Below are 17631 nucleotides of genomic sequence, written 5' to 3' on the forward strand. Positions count from 1 at the left end.
AAGACCCTCCCATGACCGTGGAGATCTCGCGCGCCCACAACCCTCTGCGCGATCCCGACGACCGCCGCCTGAACCGCATCGCGGGGCCCAGCGCCCTCGTGATCTTCGGCGTCACCGGCGACCTGTCGCGGAAGAAGCTCATGCCCGCCGTCTACGACCTCGCCAACCGCGGGCTGCTGCCACCGGGCTTCGCGCTCGTGGGCTTCGCCCGCCGCGACTGGGAGGACCAGGACTTCGCCGAGGTCGTGCACGCCGCCGTCAAGCAGTACGCGCGCACGCCGTTCCGCGAGGAGACCTGGAAGCAGCTGCTGCAGGGCATCCGCTTCGTGTCCGGCGAGTTCGGTGACGCCGACGCGTTCAGCCGTCTGCGCGAGACCGTCGAGAAGCTCGACGTCGATCGAGGCACGATGGGCAACCACGCGTTCTACCTGTCGATCCCGCCGAAGGACTTCCCCATCGTGGCGAAGCAGCTCAAGGACTCGGGCCTGGTCGACGAGAACGCCGACAGCGACACGTGGCGCCGCGTCGTCATCGAGAAGCCGTTCGGCAGCGACCTGAAGACGGCCCGCGAGCTCAACGCGGCGCTCGAAGTGGCCTTCCCGGCCGACTCCATTTTCCGCATCGACCACTACCTCGGTAAGGAGACGGTGCAGAACATCCTCGCGCTGCGTTTCGCGAACGAGCTGTTCGAGCCGATCTGGAACGCCAACTACGTCGACCACGTCCAGATCACGATGGCCGAGGACATCGGCGTCGGCGGCCGTGCCGGCTACTACGACGGCATCGGCGCGGCCCGCGACGTCATCCAGAATCACCTGCTGCAGCTGCTCGCGCTCACCGCGATGGAAGAGCCCATCTCGATGGAGGCGAACCACCTGCGCGCCGAGAAGGAGAAGGTGCTCGCCGCGGTTCAGCTGCCCGAGGATCTGTCGACCGCCACGGCGCGCGGACAGTACGCCGGCGGCTGGCAGGGCGGTGAGGAGGTCACCGGGTTCCTCGCCGAGGAGGGGATGGATCCGCAGTCGACCACCGAGACGTATGCGGCCATCAAGGTCGACATCGCCACGCGTCGCTGGGCCGGGGTTCCGTTCTACCTCCGCACCGGCAAGCGGCTCGGCCGTCGCGTCACCGAGATCGCAGTGGTGTTCAAGCGCGCCCCGCAGCACCTCTTCCTGCGCAACCAGACCACGGAGCTCGGGCAGAACGCGCTCGTCATCCGGGTCCAGCCCGACGAGGGCGTCACGATCCGTTTCGGCTCGAAGGTGCCCGGCGCCGCCACCGAGGTGCGCGACGTGACGATGGACTTCGGTTACGGCCACGCGTTCACCGAGTCCAGCCCCGAGGCCTACGAGCGCCTCATCCTCGATGTGCTGCTCGGCGACCCGCCGCTGTTCCCCCGTCACGAAGAGGTCGAGCTGTCGTGGCGCATCCTCGACCCGGTCGAGAAGTTCTGGGCCGAGCAGGGCGGACCGCTCGAGCAGTATGCCCCCGGCTCGTGGGGCCCCACTTCCGCAGATGAACTGCTGGCCCGCGACGGCCGCGTCTGGAGGCGTCCATGATCGTCGACCTGCCCGACACCACGGTGTCGAAGATCGCCCGTGAGCTGGTCAACGTGCGCGAGGAGGGCGGCGCCGTCGCCCTCGGCCGCGTGCTGACGCTCGTGATCGCGACATCCCACGGGCTCGAGGAGGACGCCATCGAGGCGGCCAACGACGCCTCGCGCGAGCACCCCATGCGGGTCATCGTGCTCATCACGCAGCCCGACGGCGAGTCGAAGCTCGACGCCCAGATCCGCGTGGGCGGCGACGCCGGCGCGAGCGAGGTCGTGGTGCTTCGCGCCAGCGGCGGCGCCGCGAGCAACGACGAGGCACTCATCACCGGCCTGCTGCTGCCCGACGCTCCCGTCGTGGCCTGGTGGCCCGATCACCCGCCGGCACGGCCGTCGCAGTCGCCCATCGGCCGCATCGCGCAGCGCCGCATCACCGACGCCTCGACTCTGCCCTACGACAGCGGACGCCTCGCGGCTCTGGGTGACGGCTACGCGCCCGGCGACACCGACCTGGCCTGGACGCGCCTGACGCACTGGCGGGAACAGCTCGCGGCGGTGCTCGACCAGCCGCCCTACGAGCCGGTCACCGCGGTCGAGGTCATCGGCAGCGGCAGCTCGCCCTCGACCGGGCTGCTCGCGGCCTGGCTGCGCCTCATGCTCGACGTCCCCGTCGAATGGCGTTACGCGCCCAGCGACGAGTGGGAGCACGGCATCCGCAGCGTCCGCCTCAAGCGGCCGAGCGGCGACGTGCTGCTCGAGCGGTCGACGCCGGTGGATGCGACGCTGACCCAGTCCGGGCAGCCGTCGCACGACCTGGTCCTTCCCCGCCGGACGCTGCGCGAATGCCTCGCCGAGGAGCTGCGCCGCCTCGGACCCGACGTCCTGTACGGCCGCGTGATCACCGAGGGATGGCAGCGGCTGCACGGCGCGCCGGAGCAGGGCGCCTGAGGTGGCGACGGCAGAGAAACGCGTCGTCATCAGTGCCGACCCCGACAGCCTGACGCAGGCCGTCGCCGATCGCTTCCTCGACCGCGTGGGCACGTGGGGTGCGGATGGCCGCACCGTTCACGTCGGCCTGGCCGGCGGCGGGATCATCGGTGACGTGCTGACCCGCCTGGGCGCGCACCCCCGGGTCGACGCCGTTGACTGGTCGCACGTCCATTTCTGGTGGGTCGACGAGCGGTTCGTGCCCAAGGGCAGCGAGGAACGCAACGATGCCCTGGCTCGGCGCGCCTTCCTCGACCGCATCAGCGTCCCGTCCGCCAACGTCCACGCCATCGCGGCGGCCGACGAGACGGATGACGCCGAGTCGGCCGCGGCAGCCTACGCCGACGAGCTCGCGGCCTTCGGATCCGACGGGTCGGCCTGGCCCGTGTTCGACATCTGCTTCCTCGGGGTCGGCTCTGACGGACACATCGCGTCGCTGTTCCCCGACCGCCCCGAGATCACGCTCACTGACCGCGCCGCCTCCGCCGTCCACGACTCCCCCAAGCCGCCCGCAGATCGCGTCACGCTGACCCGTCCGGTCATCAACGCCTCGAAGCGGGTGTGGATGGTCCTCGTCGGCCCGGACAAGTCCGCGGCCCTCGGGCTGGCGCTGGCCGGCGCGAGCTATCACAGCGTCCCGGCCGCGGGCGCGAAGGGCACCCGGCGAACGATCCTCTTCACGGACGAGGCGACCGCCGCTCAGGTGCCGCCGGAGCTCATCGACGACCAGTACTGACTGGTCGGTCCCCGCGACTCGCACGGGAAACGCAGAAGAGCGGATGCCTCGGCATCCGCTCTTCTGCGTTTCGGTGTCGACGTCGGTCAGTTGAGGTCAGTTGAGACCGCGGCGCTCGCGCAGCTGCTGCAGCGCGTCGTCGAGGAGCTGCGCCGCTTCGTCGTCGGTACGGCGCTCCTTCACGTACGCGAGATGGGTCTTGTACGGCTCGGTCTTGGCGACGGCCGGCGGATTGGCCTTGTCACGACCCGCGGGCAGGCCGGAGTGCGGCGAGTCGATGACCTCGGGGATCTCCTCGTCCGCGATGCCGGCCGCGAAGTAGCGGACGGTCTCGTTTCCGAGAGCGTCCCAGTACGAGATCGCGACGCGGTCGGCGTGGTGGCCGTGGTCCTGTTCGCCCATCGGGCCCGCACCGACACGGGTGCCGCGGATGGCGTTGCCTCCGGTGGCCATCAGAGCACCGAGAACTTCGTGATGAGGCCGAGGGCCACGATGGCGATGAACCAGCTCAGAGCCAGCACGATCGTGAATCGATTGAGGTTGCGCTCAGCGAGGCCCGACGAGCCCATCGCGGAGCTCATGCCGCCACCGAACATGTCGGAGAGGCCTCCCCCACGCCCCTTGTGGAGCAGGATCAGGAGGGTGAGGAGCAGGCTGGTGATGCCCAAAAGCACCTGCAGCGCGAACTCGAGGATCTCCACGGTGGTCGTCACCTTTCCGGCGATCGTTCCGATCGCACGAGGGTCAAGTATAACGAGCCGCCCAGCGGGGACGCGAACGGCCCGGCGCTCGCGTGAGCGCCGGGCCGTTCGACGTCACACGCCGACGTGCTTCTGGTAGCGGATGATCGCCGCGAACTCGTCGGCGACCAGGCTCGCGCCGCCGACGAGGGCGCCGTCGACATCCGGCTCCCGCATGAATCCGGCGATGTTCGCCGACTTCACCGAACCGCCGTAGAGGACGCGCGTGCGCGCCGCGGCGTCGGCGCCGAGGGCGGAGCCCACGACCTCGCGCAGCTTCGCGCAGACATCCTGCGCCTGCTGCGGCGTCGCCGCCTGGCCCGACCCGATGGCCCAGACCGGCTCGTAGGCCACGACGATGTCGGCATCCGCCGCGACTCCGGCCAGGGCGGCCTGGAGCTGCGCGACGGGCACCGCGGAGGCGCCGTGCTTCTCGAGGTCCTCAGCGGTCTCGCCGACGCAGATGACCGGCGCCAGCCCGTGGCGCAGTGCCGCCTGGACCTTGGCCGCGACGACCTCATCGGTCTCCGCGTGGTATTCGCGTCGCTCGGAGTGTCCGATGATCACGTACCGGCAGTCGAGCTGCGAGAGGAAAGCGCCCGAGATCTCGCCCGTGTAGGCGCCCGAGTCCTTCGTCGACAGGTCCTGCGCGCCGAGCGCGAACGGGATCTTGTCGGCGTCCAGGAGCGTCTGCACGGTGCGGAGGTCGGTGAAGGGCGGGAACACCGCGACCTCGACCGAGTCCTCTTCGTGCTTCGCGTCCTTGAGGGTCCAGTGCAGCTTCTGGACGAACGCGACCGCCTGCAGGTGGTCGAGGTTCATCTTCCAGTTGCCCGCGATGAGCGGCAGACGGTTCACGCCCATCCGAGTACCTCCAGACCGGGGAGCTTCTTGCCCTCCAGGAATTCGAGCGACGCGCCGCCGCCGGTTGAGATGTGACCGAACGCCGCGTCGTCGAAGCCGAGCTGACGGACGGCTGCGGCGGAGTCGCCGCCACCGACGACGGACAGTCCGTCCACCTCGGTCAGCGCCTGCGCGACAGCACGGGTGCCCGCTGCGAACGCCGGCATCTCGAACACGCCCATGGGGCCGTTCCAGAACACCGTGCGCGACGAGCGGATGGCGTCGGCGAACAGCTCGGCCGATTTCGGCCCGATGTCCAGGCCCATGCCGTCCGCACCGAACGCGGTGTCTTCGAGAGCGTCCGCTGCCGCGACGACATGGTCGGCGTCGGCCGCGAAGCCCGACGCCATGACGGCGTCGACCGGGAGCACGAGTTCGACGCCGCGCTCCTGAGCCGTCGCGATGTAGCCCTTGACCGTCTCGAGCTGGTCGGTCTCGAGCAGACTCTTGCCCACCTTGTGACCGAGCGCCGCGAGGAAGGTGAAGAGCATGCCGCCACCGACGAGGATCTTGTCGGCACGGGGAAGGAGGTGCTCGATGACGCCGAGCTTGTCACTGACCTTCGAGCCGCCGAGCACGACCGCGTACGGACGCTCGGGGTTCTCGGTCAGACGGTCGAGGACCTCGACCTCCTTCTCGATGAGGTAGCCGGCAGCCGAAGGCAGCAGCTCGGCGAGGTCGTAGACCGACGCCTGCTTGCGGTGCACGACACCGAAACCGTCCGAGACGAGAACGTCGCCCAGAGCTGCGAGCTGTTCGGCGAACGCACGCCGCTCGGCGGCATCCTTCGCCGTCTCGCCCGGGTTGAAGCGGAGGTTCTCGATGACCGCGACGTCACCGTCGCCGAGGGCCGCGACGACCTGCTCCGCCGACTCGCCCACCGTGTCGCCGGCGAAGGCGACGGGCTTGCCGAGCAGTTCCGACAGGCGCTGGGCCACGGGCTCGAGAGAGTAGGGAGGGTCGGGGGCCCCGTCGGGGCGCCCGAGGTGGGAGCACGCGATGACACGCGCTCCCTGGCCGATCAGGTGGTCGATCGTCGGCAGCGCCGCGCGCACGCGGCCATCGTCCGTGATGACGCCGTCCTTCAGGGGGACGTTGAAGTCAACACGGACGATGACGCGCTTGCCTGCGAGCGAACCCAGCGAATCGAGGGTGCGCAGAGCCATGATCGTCAGAGCTTGCTGGCGACGAGCTCGGTGAGGTCGACGAGGCGGTTCGAGTAGCCCCACTCGTTGTCGTACCAGCCGACGACCTTGACCTGGTTGCCGATGACGCGGGTCAGGCCGGCGTCGAAGATGCAGGAGTGGTCGTCCGTGACGATGTCGCTCGAGACGATCTCGTCCTCGGTGTACTTGAGGATGCCCTTGAGGGGACCCTCGGCGGCAGCCTTGTAAGCGGCCTTGATCTCGTCGACGGTGACCTCGCGCTCGAGCTCGACGGTCAGGTCGGTGGCGGAGCCGGTGGGAACCGGGACGCGGAGCGCGAAGCCGTCCAGCTTGCCCTTGAGCTCGGGCAGCACGAGGCCGATGGCCTTCGCGGCACCCGTCGAGGTCGGGACGATGTTGAGCGCGGCGGCGCGGGCACGGCGGAGGTCGCTGTGCGGGCCGTCCTGCAGGTTCTGGTCGGCCGTGTAGGCGTGGACCGTGGTCATGAGGCCCTTGACGATGCCGAACTCGTCGTTGAGGACCTTGGCCAGCGGGGCCAGGCAGTTGGTCGTGCACGACGCGTTCGAGATGACGTTGTGGTTCTCGGGGTCGTAGAGGTCCTCGTTCGCGCCGATGACGAACGTGCCGTCCTCGCCCTTCGCGGGAGCCGAGATCAGGACCTTCTTCGCGCCGCCGGCGATGTGCTTCTTGGCGTCCTCGGCGTTGGTGAAGCGGCCGGTCGACTCGATGACGATGTCGACGCCGAGCTCGCCCCAGGGAAGGTTCGCGGGGTCGCGCTCTTCGAAGACCTTGATGGTCTTGCCGCCGACCGTGATCGAGTCCTCGGAGTACGTGACCTCGGCGTCGAGGCGCCCGAGGATGGAGTCGTACTTGAGCAGGTGCGCGAGGGTCTTGTTGTCGGTGAGGTCGTTCACCGCCACGATTTCGAGGTCCGCGCCCTGAGCGAGGGCGGCGCGGAGGTAGTTGCGTCCGATGCGGCCGAAGCCGTTGATGCCGATCTTGACAGACACGATGTCTCCCGTTTCTCGTCGCGCCGGCGAAGCCCGTGCTGGGTGACCGAAACGCGATCAGTTGAAAAAGAAGAGGATGCCGGATCGACTCCCGTTGCCGGGAGGGACCCGGCATCCTCACCTGTTTATGACCCTACTACGCGAGCAGGCCGGCCGTCTTCTCGCGAGCCGTCACAAAGCGCTCCGAGACGTTCTGCCAATTGGCGATGTTCCACGCTGCCTTGACGTAGTCGGCCTTGACGTTGAGGTAGTCGAGGTAGAAGGCGTGCTCCCACATGTCGAGCTGGAAGATCGGGATGGTGCCCTGCGCCGTGTTCGACTGCTGGTCGAACAGCTGCTGGATGATCAGCTGCGCACCGATCGGGTCCCAGCTGAGCACGGCCCAGCCGGAGCCCTGGATGCCGGTGGCGGCGGCGGTGAAGTGCGCCTGGAACTTGTCGAAACCACCGAAGAACTCGTCGATGGCGGCGCGCAGCTCACCCTCGGGCTCTCCGCCGCCCTCGGGCGAGAGGTTGGTCCAGAAGATCGAGTGGTTGACGTGGCCGCCGAGGTTGAACGCGAGGTCCTTCTCGAGCTTGTTGACGTTCGCCAGGTTGCCGGTCTCGCGCGCCTCGGCGAGCTGCTCGAGAGCGGTGTTCGCTCCGTTGACGTAGGTCTGGTGATGCTTGGAGTGATGCAGCTCCATGATCTTGCCGCTGATGTGCGGTTCGAGAGCCGCGTAGTCGTAGGGAAGCTCGGGAAGGGTGTACTTCGGCATTCTGTATCTCCTGTCAGCACCGCGCGGTGCGCGGCTATTGCTGTCGAAGGCGCGCGAGCGCGCACCTCGTGGACGTTTTCATCCTATTGAGGGGCAACGCGAGATACACCCCGTTGCTTCCCGCGCGGAATGCGGTGTAACGGTCGGGGCGGTCAGTCGGCGAGTCCGGCGGGCACCGCGGACTCCGTGTCGGGCAGTCCCTCTGCGGCGGCCTTCTTGTCGGCCATCGCGAGGAGCCGACGGATGCGGCCGGCCACGGCGTCCTTCGTCAGCGGCGGGTCCGCGTGGTGCCCGAGCTCGTCCAGGCTCGCGTCCCGGTGCGCGAGGCGGAGGTCTCCCGCCTGCTTGAGGTGATCGGGGACCTCATCGCCCAGGATCTCCAGGGCGCGCTCGACGCGTGCGCAGGCGGCGACCGCGGCCTGCGCGGAGCGGCGGAGGTTAGCGTCGTCGAAGTTCACCAGTCGGTTCACGCCGGCGCGCACCTCGCGGCGCTGACGCATCTGATCCCAGGTGTCGGCGGTACGGGTCGCGCCCATCTCGGCGAGTGTCTGCCGGATCGCCTCGCCGTCGCGGACGACGACGCGCGGGATGCCTCGCACCTCGCGGGCCTTCGCGGCGATGCCCAGCCGGTGCGCGGCCCCGACGAGCGCCATCGCGGCCTCGGGCGAGGGGCACGAGATCTCCAGCGCCGCCGATCGACCGGGGTCGGACAGCGACCCCGCGGCGAGGAATGCCCCGCGCCAGAGCGCGGCGAGGTCGGGACGCGAGCCCGTCGTCAGGCGGTTCGGCAGTCCGCGCACGGGACGCCGCCGCTGGTCGAGCAGGCCCGTCTGACGCGCGAGCGTCTCGCCGCCCTCGCGCACGCGGACCGCGAAGGTGGCCCCGTCGCGCCCGCCCGACGCCTGGATCCGAGCCAGCTCGGGGCGCACGCCGTAGATCTCGACGAGCTCGCGCGCCACTCGGCGGGCGAGGATGTCGGAGTCGACCTCCGCCTCGACGGCGACGCGGCCGGCGATCGAGTGCAGACCACCGGCGAAGCGCAGGATCGCGGTCACCTCCGCCACACGGGCGGCGGGTCGAGGGTCGCGCATCGCAGCCAACTCGGTCTTGACGTCAGCGGTCAGCGGCACGGCGCTCCTTCGGCAGGGGGTTCGGGGGACGAAGGAATAGCCTACTCGCGACCGAGGTCGCGGTGCTTGAGTCGCACGGCGACGCCCGGCAGGCCGCGCAGCCGCTCGACGAGCTCGCGGGCCGTCACGACCGAACGGTGCTTGCCACCGGTGCAGCCGACGGCGACGACGGAGTGACGCTTGTTCTCTTCCTGGTAGCCGCGCAGAACCGGCTTCAGTGCGGCGGCGTAGGCGTCGATGAACTCCCCCGCCCCCGCGTGCGAGAGGACGTCGGCGCGAACAGCCGGGTCTTCGCCCGTCAGCGCCTTGAGGTCGGGATTCCAGAACGGGTTCGGCAGGAACCGCATGTCGGCGACCAGGTCGGCGTCGGGCGGCAGCCCGTATTTGAACCCGAAGCTCATGACCGTCACGGTGTGACGGGCGCTGTCGTCGGCGCTGAACAGATCGGCGATGTACGTGGCGAGCTGGTGGATGTTCTGCAGCGAGGTGTCGACGATCACGTCGGCGCTCTCGCGGATCGGCGCCAGCCGCTCCCGCTCGCGACGGATGCCGTCGACCAGGGTGCCGTCGCCCTGAAGCGGGTGGGGGCGACGGACAGCTTCGAAGCGTCGCACGAGGACCTCGTCGGCCGCATCGAGGAACAGCACGCGCAGCGAGCGGCCGTGGCGCAGCGCCCGGGTGATCTCGGGCAGCGCCGTGAACAGGTCGCCGCCGCGCACATCGACGACGGCCGCGACGCGCGGCAGCGCGTTGCCCGCGAGTTCGCTCAGCTCGAGCAGGGGCCGGAGCATCTGCGGCGGGAGGTTGTCGACGACGTACCACCCGAGGTCCTCGAGAGCGTTCGCCGCGGTCGTGCGCCCGGCACCCGACATGCCCGTCACGATCAGAATCTCGCCCGCCGGGACCTCGTCCGCCACCGTCATCACCCCTGTCGTCCGCTGATCACCAGCCTATCCGGCCGCGAGGTGGCGATGGATAGCCTCGGCCAACCGTGGCCCGATGCCGGGCAGCTCCTGGATTTGCTCGGGTGTGGCCTGCTTGAGCGCCGCAACCGAGCCGAAGTGCCGCAGCAGCGCCTTGATGCGCGCCGCGCCGAGACCCGGTACCTCGCTCAGCACCGATGAGATGTCGCGCTTGCGCCGCTTGCGCTGATGCACGATCGCGAAGCGGTGGGCCTCGTCGCGCAGACGCTGCAGCAGGTACAGCGACTCGGAGGTGCGCGGCAGGATGACGGGATACTCCTCCCCCGGCAGCCAGATCTCCTCGAGGCGCTTCGCGATGCCGCACAGCGCGATCTCGCTGTGGCCGGCGTCCGCGAGCGCGCGCGCCGCCGCCTCGACTTGCGGCTTTCCGCCGTCGACGACGAGCAGCTGAGGCCGATACGCGAACCGCGGGCGCTTGCGGACGGTGACGACCTCTCCGTCCGCCGTCGCATCGGGCACCGGCTCCTCGTCCTCCTCCGGATGATCCAGATGAGCCAGGCGCCGGGTCAGCACCTGATACATCGAGTCGGTGTCATCCGTCGTCTCATTCACACCGAAGATGCGGTACTGGTCCTTGCGGGGTAGCCCGTCCTCGAACACGACGAGGGATGCCACCACATTGGTGCCCGACAGGTGCGAGACGTCGTAGCACTCGATGCGCAGCGGGGCCTCGGTCAGGCCGAGCGCCTCCTGCAGGTCGGTCAGCGCCTGACTCCGCGCGACGTAGTCGCTCGTGCGGCGGGTCTTGTGCAGCATGAGCGCCTGCTGCGCGTTGATGCTCGCCGTCTTCATCAGGTCGGCCTTGCGGCCGCGCTGCGGCACCTGGATCGTCACCCGCCGCCCCCGGCGGTTCTGCAGCCACTGCTCGAGCTCGCCGGAGTCGTCGGGCAGCGCCGGGACGAAGACATGGCGCGGGATGTCGCCGGCGGCGGCATCCCCATAGGCGCGCTGGAGGACCTGATCGACGAGATCGGCTCCCGCGATGTCGATCTCCTTCTCGATGGTCGAAGCCCGCACGCCGCGGATGCGGCCGCCGCGGACGACGAAGTGCTGCACGGCGGCCGCGAGCTCGTCCTCGGCGATCCCGAACAGATCGGCGTCCATGTCGTCCTCGAGCACCAGGGCGCTCTTGTTCAGCACGGCGTCGATCGCCTGCAGGCGGTCGCGGTACACGGCGGCCGACTCGTAGTCCATGGCCGCCGCGGCCTCGCGCATGCGTGTCGTCAGCTCGCGGGCGAAACGCTGGTCGCCGCCCGACATGAAGGCGACGAAGTCGTCGACGATCGCGCGATGCTCCTCGATCGTCACCTTCATCGAGCAGGGGCCGCCGCAGCGCCCGATCTGCCCGGGGAAGCAGGGGCGCCCCGAAGCCATGGCCTTCTTGTACGACGAGTCGCTGCACGTGCGGATCGGGAAGACCTTGATCATCAGGTCGATCGTCTCGTGCACGGCCCAGACCTTCGGGTAGGGCCCGAAGTATTTCGCTCCGGGGATGCGGCGGTTGCGCGTCACGATGACGCGCGGCGCTTCATCGCCGAGGGTGATGGCCATGAACGGGTACGACTTGTCGTCGCGGTACCGGACGTTGAAGGGCGGATCGAACTCCTTGATCCACATGTACTCGAGCTGGAGCGAGTCGACGTCGGTCGCGACGACGGTCCACTCGACGGATGCCGCGGTCGTCACCATCCGTCGCGTGCGCTCGTGGAGCGTGTGCAGCGGCGCGAAGTAGTTGGACAGCCGTGCCCGCAGGTTCTTCGCCTTGCCGACGTACAGCACGCGCCCATCCGCGTCGCGGAACCGGTAGACGCCCGGGTCGGTCGGGATCTCCCCCGCCTTCGGGCGATACGGCAGGACGTTCGCCATCTCAGCCCGCCTTGCGTGCCGCCGGGGCCCCCAGGATCTCGGCGAGGAACTGACCGGTGTGGCTCTCCGCGACGCCGGCGACCTGCTCCGGCGTCCCGGTCGCCACGATCGTGCCGCCACCGGCACCACCCTCGGGCCCCAGGTCGATGATCCAGTCGGACGCCTTGATCACGTCGAGGTTGTGCTCGATCGTGATGACGGTGTTGCCCTTGTCGACCAACCCGTTGAGCACCTCCAGCAGCTTGCGGACGTCTTCGAAGTGCAGACCCGTGGTCGGCTCGTCGAGGACGTAGATGCTGCGGCCGTTCGACCGGCGCTGCAGCTCGGTCGCGAGCTTGACGCGCTGCGCCTCGCCGCCCGAGAGCGTCGTGGCGGACTGCCCGAGACGGACGTAGCCGAGGCCGACGTCGACGAGGGTCTTGAGGTAGCGGTGGATGGCCTGAATCGGCTCGAAGAACTCCGCGGCCTCCGAGATGGGCATCTCGAGCACCTCGGCGATGTTCTTGCCCTTGTAGTGCACCGCGAGGGTGTCGCGGTTGTATCGCTTGCCGTGGCACACCTCGCAGTCGACGTACACGTCGGGCAGGAAGTTCATCTCGATCTTGAGCGTGCCGTCGCCGGAGCACGCCTCGCAGCGACCGCCCTTGACGTTGAACGAGAACCGGCCGGGGAGGTAGCCGCGCACCTTCGCCTCAGGGGTCTCACTGAACAGCGTGCGGATGCGATCGAACACACCGGTGTACGTGGCCGGGTTCGAACGCGGCGTGCGGCCGATCGGAGCCTGGTCGACGTGCACGACCTTGTCGAGGTTGTCGAGTCCGGTCACCCGGGTGTGCTTGCCCGCCACGCGCCGAGCGCCGTTGAGCCGTGTGGCGAGGACTTCGTACAGGATGCCGTTGACCAGCGTCGACTTGCCCGAGCCGCTGACCCCGGTGACGGACGTGAGCACGCCGAGCGGAAACTCCGCCGTCACGTTCTTGAGGTTGTTCGCGCGAGCGCCCACGACCGTCAGCATCCGCTTCTTGTCGATCTTGCGGCGCTTGCTCGGTGTCTCGAGAGCACGACGCCCGGAGAGGTAGTCGCCCGTCATCGAGTCCGTGTCTGCGAGCAGCGCGTCGTACGGGCCGGAGTGGACGACGTTGCCGCCCTCGACGCCGGCGCGCGGACCGATGTCGACGACCCAGTCCGCGGCGGCGATCGTCTCTTCGTCGTGCTCGACGACGATGAGCGTGTTGCCGAGGTTCTTCAGCTTGACGAGGGTGTCGATCAGCCGGCGGTTGTCGCGCTGGTGCAGACCGATCGAGGGCTCGTCGAGGACGTACAGCACGCCCGTGAGACCCGATCCGATCTGCGTGGCCAACCGGATGCGCTGGGCCTCGCCACCCGACAGCGAGCCGGCGGCCCGCCCGAGGCTCAGGTAGTTCAGACCGACCTCGATGAGGAAGTCGAGACGCGCGCGGATCTCGCGCAGCACCGCGGCCGCGATCTTCGCCTCGCGCTCGGTGAGCTCGAGCTGGTTGAAGTACGCCTGAGCATCGGCCAGGCTCAGCCGTGCCACGTCGGCGATGGAGCTGTCGTGCACGCGCACGGCGAGCACCTCGGGCTTGAGGCGGTCACCGTCGCACGCCGGGCACGGCACCTCGCGCAGATACTCCGCCCAGCGCTGCCGCTGCGTGTCGGTCTCGGCCTGCAGATACTGCCGCTCGATGTACGGGATGACGCCTTCGAAGCCCGAGGCGTATCGCATCTCGCGGCCGTAGCGGTTCTTCCACTTGACCGTCACCTTGTAGTTCTCGCCGCGGAGGACCGCATCCTGCACCTCGGCCGGCAGCTTGCGCCACGGCGTCTTGAGCGAGAACTTCAGATCCGAGGCGAGCCCCTCGAGCAGGCGCTCGTAGTACTGGAACAGGCCCTTGCCCTGCGTCGTCCACGGCAGCAGGACGCCCCCGGCGATCGACAGGTCCTCGTCACCGAGCATCAGCTCCGCGTCGACCGACATGCGGGTGCCCAGCCCCGAGCACGTCGGGCACGCGCCGAAGGGCGCGTTGAACGAGAACGTGCGCGGCTCGATCTCGGTCAGCTGCAGCGCGTGGCCGTTCGGGCACGCGAGCTTCTCGCTGAAGCTCTGCCACGCGGCATCGCCCTCTTCGTCGACGAAGTTGATCTTGATGACGCCGCCGGCGAGGGCCAGCGCGGTCTCGACCGAGTCGGTGACGCGGGTGAGCAGATCGGGTCCGGCGACGAGGCGGTCGACGACGACCGCGATGTCGTGCTTGTAGCTCTTCTTGAGCGTGGGCGGCTCGGCCAGCGAGATGACGTCGCCGTCCACGACCGCTCGCGCGTAGCCCTTCGCGCTGAGCTCCTTGAAGAGGTCGACGAACTCGCCCTTCTTCTGCGTGACGACCGGCGCGACGACCTGGTAGCGCGTGCGTTCGGGCAGCTCCATCAGCTGGTCCGCGATCTGCTGGACCGTCTGCCGCTGGATCCGCTCCCCGCACTCGGGACAGTGCGGCACGCCGATGCGCGCCCACAGCAGTCGCATGTAGTCGTGGATCTCGGTGATCGTCCCGACCGTCGAACGCGGATTGCGGTTCGTCGACTTCTGGTCGATCGACACGGCGGGGCTGAGTCCCTCGATGAAGTCGACGTCGGGGCGGTCCACCTGACCGAGGAACTGACGCGCGTACGCGCTGAGCGACTCGACGTAGCGACGCTGCCCCTCGGCGAAGATCGTGTCGAAGGCGAGGCTCGATTTGCCCGAGCCGGACAGGCCCGTGAAGACGACGAGGCTGTCGCGCGGGATGTCGAGATCCACATCCTTCAGGTTGTGGACGCGGGCACCGCGGACGCTGAGTTTCGAGGAGGAAGCGACGGGGACGATGGGCACCGCACAAGTCTAGGTCGGGCCTCCGACACGGGCTCCGCGGTTCGCCCTGGGCAGACCCGTCGGGAGCGCGGGCCATCAGCGCGAGCGACGTCCGGCGAAGGGCGCGAGCGCGTCACGCAGGGCGGCGATCTGCTCCGTGGTCATCCCGACGGCCGCCATCACGCGTCCCGGAACCTCGAGCGCCTCCGCGCGGAGCCGGCGGCCGGCGTCGGTCAGACCGATCTCGAGCACGCGCTCGTCGGCCGCGCGGCGCCCACGCGTGACGAGACCCTGCGCCTCGAGTCGTTTCACCAACGGCGACAGCGTCGCCGGCTCCATCGCGAGGTCGGCCGCGAGCTCGCGGAGCGCTTGCGGCGAACGCTCCCACAGCGCCAGCATGACGAGGTACTGCGGATGCGTCAGCCCGAGCGGTTCGAGCACGGGCCGGTAGATCCCGACCACATTGCGCGCGGCAGTGACCAGCGCGAAACACAACTGGTTCTCGAGCGCGAGCAGATCCTCGGGTGAGTCCACGGAGCGATCCTATACGGCCTAATCGTTAGTACACTGATGATCATGACCGAGTCCGAGCGCCGTCCTCCGTTCCGCACCCGCGTGCGTGAGGCCGGGGGTTGGTATGCCTACCTCAATGCGCGACTCATCCGTGCGGCGGGACCGGCCTCGGTCGGTCCGTACGACACCGAGCCGGAGCCGGTCCGCACCGGGCGCGCCTGTCCGCTGTGCGGCCACCCCATGTCGGAGCACGACGTCGACCGCACCGGCCCGAAGCCGCTGCTGCACTGCCCCCGCTGACCGCGCTGACCCTCCGCGTGGAACGGGCTGTGCAGGTCGTCAGGCGTGGCCGGCGCGCTCCATCGCCCGCAGCTCCTTCTTGAGGTCCTGGACCTCGTCACGCAGGCGGCCGGCGAGCTCGAACTTCAGCTCGGCGGCGGCAGCGAGCATCTGCTGCGACAGATCCTCGATGGTCGCCTCGAGCTGCTGCGCACCCTCGGCAGCCAGCCCCTCGCGGCGCAGCTGCGGCGTCGGGCTCTTCCCCTTGCCCGACTTGTTGCGCGCGCTGGCCTTGCCGTTGAGCATGTCGCGGGTGTCGGATGCCTCGCGCGCGAGTGCGTCGGTGATGTCGGCGATCTTCTTGCGCAGGGGCTGCGGATCGATGCCATGCTCCGTGTTGTAGGCGATCTGCTTCTCTCGCCGGCGCTCGGTCTCCTCGATCGCGGCACTCATCGAATCGGTGATCTTGTCGGCGTACATGTGCACCTGACCCGACACGTTGCGCGCGGCACGACCGATGGTCTGGATGAGCGACGTCCCGGATCGGAGGAAGCCCTCCTTGTCGGCGTCGAGGATCGCCACGAGCGAGACCTCCGGCAGGTCGAGGCCTTCGCGCAGCAGGTTGATGCCGACCAGGACGTCGTACACGCCCTGGCGCAGCTCGGTCAGCAGCTCGACGCGCCGCAGCGTGTCGACATCGGAGTGGAGGTAGCGGACGCGCACGCCGTGCTCGCCCAGGAAGTCGGTCAGCTCTTCCGCCATCTTCTTCGTCAGCGTCGTCACGAGCACCCGCTCGTCCCGCTCGACCCGCACTCGGATCTCTTCGAGCAGGTCGTCGATCTGCCCCTTGGACGGCTTGATGATGATCTCGGGATCGACCAGACCGGTCGGGCGGATGATCTGTTCGACCACGCCGTCGGCGATGCCCATCTCGTACCGGCCCGGCGTGGCCGAGAGGTAGACCGCCTGCCCCACGCGCTCCTTGAACTCGTCGAAGCGAAGCGGCCGGTTGTCCATCGCGCTCGGGAGACGGAAGCCGTGGTCGACGAGCGTCCGCTTGCGCGAAGCGTCGCCCTCGTACATCGCTCCGATCTGCGGGACGGTGACGTGCGACTCGTCGATGACGAGGAGGAAGTCGTCGGGGAAGAAGTCGAGCAGGGTGTGCGGCGGGTCGCCGGGCATGCGGCCGTCGAGATGCCGCGAGTAGTTCTCGATGCCCGAGCAGAACCCCAGCTGCTGCAGCATCTCGAGGTCGAACGTGGTGCGCATGCGCAGACGCTGCGCTTCGAGCAGCTTGCCCTGGCTCTCGAACTCCTTCAGCCGCTGCTCGAGCTCGTGCTCGATGGTGCCGATGGCGCGCTGCACCGTCTCGGTTCCCGCCACGTAGTGGGATGCCGGGAACACGGGCACGCTGTCCATCTTCTGCACGACGTCGCCGGTGAGCGGGTGCAGCATGTACAGCGCCTCGATCTCGTCGCCGAACAGCTCGATGCGGATCGCGTACTCCTCGTACACCGGGATGATCTCGATCGTGTCGCCGCGAACGCGGAAGTTCCCGCGCGAGAAGTCGACGTCGTTGCGGTTGTACTGCATCGCGATGAACTTGCGGATGAGGGCGTCGCGGTCGTACCGCTCCCCCACCTGCAGCGCCACCATGGCCCGCAGATACTCCTCGGGCGCGCCGAGGCCGTAGATGCACGACACCGTGCTGACCACGACGACGTCGCGGCGGCTCAGCAGCGAGTTGGTCGTCGAGTGGCGCAGACGCTCGACCTCCGCGTTGATCGACGAGTCCTTCTCGATGAAGGTGTCCGTCTGCGGGACGTATGCCTCTGGCTGGTAGTAGTCGTAATAGCTGACGAAGTACTCGACCGCGTTGTTCGGCATCAGATCGCGGAACTCGTTGGCCAGCTGCGCAGCGAGGGTCTTGTTGTGCGCCATCACGAGCGTGGGCCGCTGGACCTGCTCGATGAGCCAGGCCGTCGTCGCGGACTTGCCGGTACCGGTGGCGCCGAGCAGGACGACATCCGTTTCACCGGCGTTGATGCGCGCTGCCAGCTCGGCGATGGCCTGGGGCTGGTCACCACTGGGAACGTATTCGCTGACGACCTCGAAGGGCCGCACGGAGCGCGTCGTCTGCATGTCT

The 17631-nt window shown here is 68.9% G+C and carries 16 protein-coding genes; 4 read left to right on the forward strand and 12 right to left on the reverse strand.

Annotated features, from left to right (window positions below; genetic code table 11):
* The first annotated feature begins 11 nt into the window (after positions 1-11).
* The 3 genes from zwf to pgl are packed head-to-tail and all read left to right on the forward strand — an operon-like array spanning position 12 to position 3272.
* Positions 12-1559 (forward strand): glucose-6-phosphate dehydrogenase, encoded by a 1548-nt coding sequence (gene zwf / locus JOF37_RS03590; RefSeq protein ID WP_210005140.1) that lies wholly within the window; start codon positions 12-14, stop codon positions 1557-1559.
* Positions 1556-2497, forward strand: coding sequence for a glucose-6-phosphate dehydrogenase assembly protein OpcA (locus tag JOF37_RS03595; protein WP_210005144.1), 942 nt, complete (start codon positions 1556-1558; stop codon positions 2495-2497). Before zwf ends, JOF37_RS03595 begins: the two co-directional genes overlap by 4 nt.
* Before the next feature lies 1 nt (position 2498).
* Positions 2499-3272, forward strand: coding sequence for a 6-phosphogluconolactonase (pgl, locus tag JOF37_RS03600; RefSeq protein ID WP_210005145.1), 774 nt, complete (start codon positions 2499-2501; stop codon positions 3270-3272).
* 96 nt (positions 3273-3368) lie between these two features.
* Here the strand turns inward: pgl and JOF37_RS03605 are convergent, their stop codons facing one another.
* From JOF37_RS03605 to JOF37_RS03655, 11 genes are all read right to left on the reverse strand, one after another.
* Positions 3369-3725 carry an RNA polymerase-binding protein RbpA gene (locus JOF37_RS03605; protein ID WP_210005146.1) on the reverse strand — a complete coding sequence of 119 codons (357 nt, stop codon included), beginning with the start codon at positions 3723-3725 and terminating at the stop codon, positions 3369-3371.
* Positions 3725-3973, reverse strand: a complete 249-nt coding sequence (gene secG / locus JOF37_RS03610; protein ID WP_210007658.1) for a preprotein translocase subunit SecG — start codon at positions 3971-3973, stop codon at positions 3725-3727. Before secG ends, JOF37_RS03605 begins: the two co-directional genes overlap by 1 nt.
* Before the next feature lie 114 nt (positions 3974-4087).
* Entirely contained in the window at positions 4088-4876 is a 789-nt protein-coding gene (tpiA, locus tag JOF37_RS03615) for a triose-phosphate isomerase (protein WP_210005150.1), read from the reverse strand.
* Complete coding sequence (locus JOF37_RS03620; protein WP_210005152.1) at positions 4867-6081, reverse strand: phosphoglycerate kinase; 1215 nt, start codon at positions 6079-6081, stop codon at positions 4867-4869. Before JOF37_RS03620 ends, tpiA begins: the two co-directional genes overlap by 10 nt.
* 5 nt (positions 6082-6086) lie before the next feature.
* Positions 6087-7091 (reverse strand): type I glyceraldehyde-3-phosphate dehydrogenase, encoded by a 1005-nt coding sequence (gene gap, locus JOF37_RS03625; protein WP_023951471.1) that lies wholly within the window; start codon positions 7089-7091, stop codon positions 6087-6089.
* A gap of 136 nt (positions 7092-7227) precedes the next feature.
* Positions 7228-7848, reverse strand: a complete 621-nt coding sequence (locus JOF37_RS03630; protein WP_210005154.1) for a superoxide dismutase — start codon at positions 7846-7848, stop codon at positions 7228-7230.
* 152 nt (positions 7849-8000) lie between these two features.
* A complete protein-coding gene (whiA, locus tag JOF37_RS03635) occupies positions 8001-8978 on the reverse strand; it encodes a DNA-binding protein WhiA (RefSeq protein ID WP_210005159.1) in 978 nt (325 codons plus the stop codon).
* 41 nt (positions 8979-9019) lie between these two features.
* On the reverse strand, positions 9020-9901 hold the full coding sequence (gene rapZ / locus JOF37_RS03640; RefSeq protein ID WP_210005161.1) for an RNase adapter RapZ: 882 nt from the start codon (positions 9899-9901) through the stop codon (positions 9020-9022).
* Positions 9902-9928: 27 nt separating this feature from the next.
* Entirely contained in the window at positions 9929-11827 is a 1899-nt protein-coding gene (gene uvrC, locus JOF37_RS03645) for an excinuclease ABC subunit UvrC (protein WP_210005162.1), read from the reverse strand.
* A gap of 1 nt (position 11828) precedes the next feature.
* Positions 11829-14714, reverse strand: a complete 2886-nt coding sequence (uvrA, locus tag JOF37_RS03650; RefSeq protein ID WP_210005164.1) for an excinuclease ABC subunit UvrA — start codon at positions 14712-14714, stop codon at positions 11829-11831.
* Positions 14715-14789: 75 nt separating this feature from the next.
* Positions 14790-15227, reverse strand: coding sequence for a MarR family winged helix-turn-helix transcriptional regulator (locus tag JOF37_RS03655; protein WP_210005166.1), 438 nt, complete (start codon positions 15225-15227; stop codon positions 14790-14792).
* Between the two features lie 42 nt (positions 15228-15269).
* Here JOF37_RS03655 and JOF37_RS03660 point away from each other — a divergent pair, with 42 nt between their 5' ends.
* On the forward strand, positions 15270-15506 hold the full coding sequence (locus JOF37_RS03660) for a hypothetical protein (protein ID WP_372445406.1): 237 nt from the start codon (positions 15270-15272) through the stop codon (positions 15504-15506).
* A 39-nt stretch (positions 15507-15545) separates the two neighbouring features.
* On the opposite strand, the gene uvrB is transcribed toward JOF37_RS03660, so the two are convergent.
* Complete coding sequence (gene uvrB, locus JOF37_RS03665) at positions 15546-17627, reverse strand: excinuclease ABC subunit UvrB (protein ID WP_210005170.1); 2082 nt, start codon at positions 17625-17627, stop codon at positions 15546-15548.
* Between the last annotated feature and the right edge of the window lie 4 nt (positions 17628-17631).

The sequence above is a fragment of the Microbacterium imperiale genome (genome assembly GCF_017876655.1).
Taxonomy (GTDB): Bacteria; Actinomycetota; Actinomycetes; order Actinomycetales; family Microbacteriaceae; genus Microbacterium; species Microbacterium imperiale.

What these genes read in the sequence shown, in the direction of transcription:
- zwf (WP_210005140.1), top strand. Translation starts at nt 12, where the DNA reads ATGACCGTGGAGATCTCGCGCGCCCACAACCCTCTGCGCGATCCCGAC.
- JOF37_RS03595 (WP_210005144.1), top strand. Translation starts at nt 1,556, where the DNA reads ATGATCGTCGACCTGCCCGACACCACGGTGTCGAAGATCGCCCGTGAG.
- JOF37_RS03605 (WP_210005146.1), bottom strand. Translation starts at nt 3,725, where the DNA reads ATGGCCACCGGAGGCAACGCCATCCGCGGCACCCGTGTCGGTGCGGGC.
- tpiA (WP_210005150.1), bottom strand. Translation starts at nt 4,876, where the DNA reads ATGGGCGTGAACCGTCTGCCGCTCATCGCGGGCAACTGGAAGATGAAC.
- JOF37_RS03620 (WP_210005152.1), bottom strand. Translation starts at nt 6,081, where the DNA reads ATGGCTCTGCGCACCCTCGATTCGCTGGGTTCGCTCGCAGGCAAGCGC.
- JOF37_RS03630 (WP_210005154.1), bottom strand. Translation starts at nt 7,848, where the DNA reads ATGCCGAAGTACACCCTTCCCGAGCTTCCCTACGACTACGCGGCTCTC.
- rapZ (WP_210005161.1), bottom strand. Translation starts at nt 9,901, where the DNA reads ATGACGGTGGCGGACGAGGTCCCGGCGGGCGAGATTCTGATCGTGACG.
- uvrC (WP_210005162.1), bottom strand. Translation starts at nt 11,827, where the DNA reads ATGGCGAACGTCCTGCCGTATCGCCCGAAGGCGGGGGAGATCCCGACC.
- JOF37_RS03660 (WP_372445406.1), top strand. Translation starts at nt 15,270, where the DNA reads ATGACCGAGTCCGAGCGCCGTCCTCCGTTCCGCACCCGCGTGCGTGAG.
- uvrB (WP_210005170.1), bottom strand. Translation starts at nt 17,627, where the DNA reads ATGCAGACGACGCGCTCCGTGCGGCCCTTCGAGGTCGTCAGCGAATAC.